This window comes from Vibrio sp. V08_P9A1T1 (assembly GCF_963874405.1).
Classification (GTDB): Bacteria; Pseudomonadota; Gammaproteobacteria; order Enterobacterales; family Vibrionaceae; genus Vibrio; species Vibrio anguillarum.
This window is the reverse complement of sequence record NZ_CAWNIB010000234.1, coordinates 1-2,204: the sequence shown is the minus strand read 5'-3', so window position 1 is coordinate 2,204 and position 2,204 is coordinate 1. Positions and strand designations below refer to the sequence as shown.

Below are 2,204 nucleotides of genomic sequence, written 5' to 3'. Positions count from 1 at the left end.
ATTCAATATGACCCTTAGGGGTCACCTAGCCAACTGACGTTGTTAGTGAATAAAGTGTTCACAAATAACAGCCAATAGACCTTTTTCTATTGGCTATTTTTTTAACTGTTGGTAATGAACTGCTGACGCAGTTTTTCAATTTGGTCACGCTTTTCGGCAGCCAATTCAAATTCTAGGTTTTGTGCGTGTTTGTACATTAACCCTTCTAGTTTGGCGATCTCTTTTTCCAGTTGTAGCGGCGTGAATATTTCATAAGTTTGCGAGCTTTCTGCCACCTTCGACAAAGGTACTTGTTTGCTCATCCTCTGCTGCTTGGACTTAGTAATATCACCTAACTCCATAATATCTTTGACATTACGTTTCAGCGCCTGAGGTGTTATCCCTTGTTCTTCATTATGTGCTTGCTGCTTTTCACGGCGACGATCGGTTTCATCCATCGCTTTCTTCATTGAGTTAGTAATGCGGTCAGCATAGAGAATCGCTTTGCCTTCAATGTTACGTGCCGCACGGCCAATGGTCTGAATTAATGAACGTTCTGAACGTAGAAAACCTTCTTTATCCGCATCAAGAATTGCGACAAGAGAGACTTCAGGCATATCCAAACCTTCACGCAGTAAGTTAATACCCACTAACACATCAAATTCGCCTAGGCGAAGGTCGCGAATAATCTCAACCCGCTCAACAGTATCAATATCTGAGTGCAGATATCTGACCTTAACCCCATGTTCATGAAGATACTCAGTTAAGTCTTCAGCCATGCGTTTAGTCAATGTCGTGATCAGCACACGTTCATCTTTCGCTGAGCGAATGCGGATCTCTGACAACACATCATCCACTTGTGTTGCGACTGGTCGTACTTCCAGCACGGGGTCCAGTAATCCGGTTGGGCGCACCACTTGATCCACAATTTGTCCGGCTGATTTTTCTAGCTCATAGTTGCCCGGGGTAGCAGAAACAAAGATCGTCTGCGGTGCAAGCGATTCGAACTCTTCAAACTTTAATGGACGGTTATCTAAAGCGGAAGGCAACCGGAAACCAAACTCCACTAACGTTTCTTTACGTGAACGATCGCCTTTGAACATCGCGCCAATTTGCGGCACGGTTACATGTGATTCGTCGATAATCAATAAACCGTCATGCGGTAGATAGTCAAACAGGGTCGGAGGCGGCTCTCCCTCTTTTCGCCCACTAAGATAACGTGAATAGTTTTCAATACCTGAACAAAAACCGAGCTCATTCATCATTTCAATATCAAATTGAGTACGCTGCGATATGCGCTGCTCTTCGAGTAGTTTATTGTTTTCCAACAGGTAGGCTTGGCGAGTTCGCAGCTCCTCTTTGATGTGCTCTATCGCATCTACAATGCGCTCTCTTGGCGTAACGTAGTGCGTTTTAGGATAGATGGTATAGCGAGGAAGATCTCGCTGAATCATTGCGCCCGTCAATGGGTCAAACAAACTGATGCAATCTACCTCATCATCAAACATTTCAACACGCACGGCCGCATAATCCGATTCCGCGGGAAAGATATCGATCACCTCTCCACGAACTCTAAATTGACCACGTTCAAACGCCATATCGTTACGTGTGTATTGGAGCTCGGCTAAACGGCGGATAATGTCGCGCTGATCCATCACATCACCACGGCGAACATGCAGCATCATTTTCAGATAAGAATCAGGATCACCCAAACCGTAAATCGCCGATACAGAAGCTACAATAATCGCATCTTTACGCTCAAGCAGCGCTTTAGTCGCGGAGAGTCGCATTTGTTCTATGTGTGAGTTAATCGAGGAATCTTTTTCTATAAATGTGTCCGTGGTCGGCACATACGCCTCTGGCTGATAGTAGTCGTAATAAGAGACGAAATACTCAACCGCATTATTGGGGAAAAATGACTTCATCTCACCATACAGCTGGGCTGCGAGCGTTTTATTCGGTGCCAACAAGATAACCGGACGCTGCGCCTTGGCGATCACATTAGCCAAGGTGAATGTTTTCCCTGACCCCGTCACACCCAACAAGGTTTGATGAGCAAGACCTGCATCTAGCCCATCAAACAATTGCTTGATCGCCGTTGGTTGATCGCCTGACGGTTGATAGCCCGATACCAATTCAAACGTTTTGCTCATAATGCCGTTGTCCTCTATAACTGAATAGGCATTCTCGCTGTTAGCCATGTTTTGTTGCAAGTAATTGTTCAA

At 45.2% G+C, this 2,204-nt stretch carries 1 protein-coding gene; it reads right to left on the bottom strand.

Translation table 11 applies throughout. From position 1 onward, the window contains the following. Positions 1–101 precede the first annotated feature (101 nt). A complete protein-coding gene (uvrB, locus tag AACT21_RS09510; protein WP_029189720.1) occupies positions 102–2,132 on the bottom strand; it encodes an excinuclease ABC subunit UvrB in 2,031 nt (676 codons plus the stop codon). Positions 2,133–2,204: the final 72 nt, after the last annotated feature.

What these genes read in the sequence shown, in the direction of transcription:
- uvrB (WP_029189720.1), bottom strand. Translation starts at nt 2,132, where the DNA reads ATGAGCAAAACGTTTGAATTGGTATCGGGCTATCAACCGTCAGGCGAT.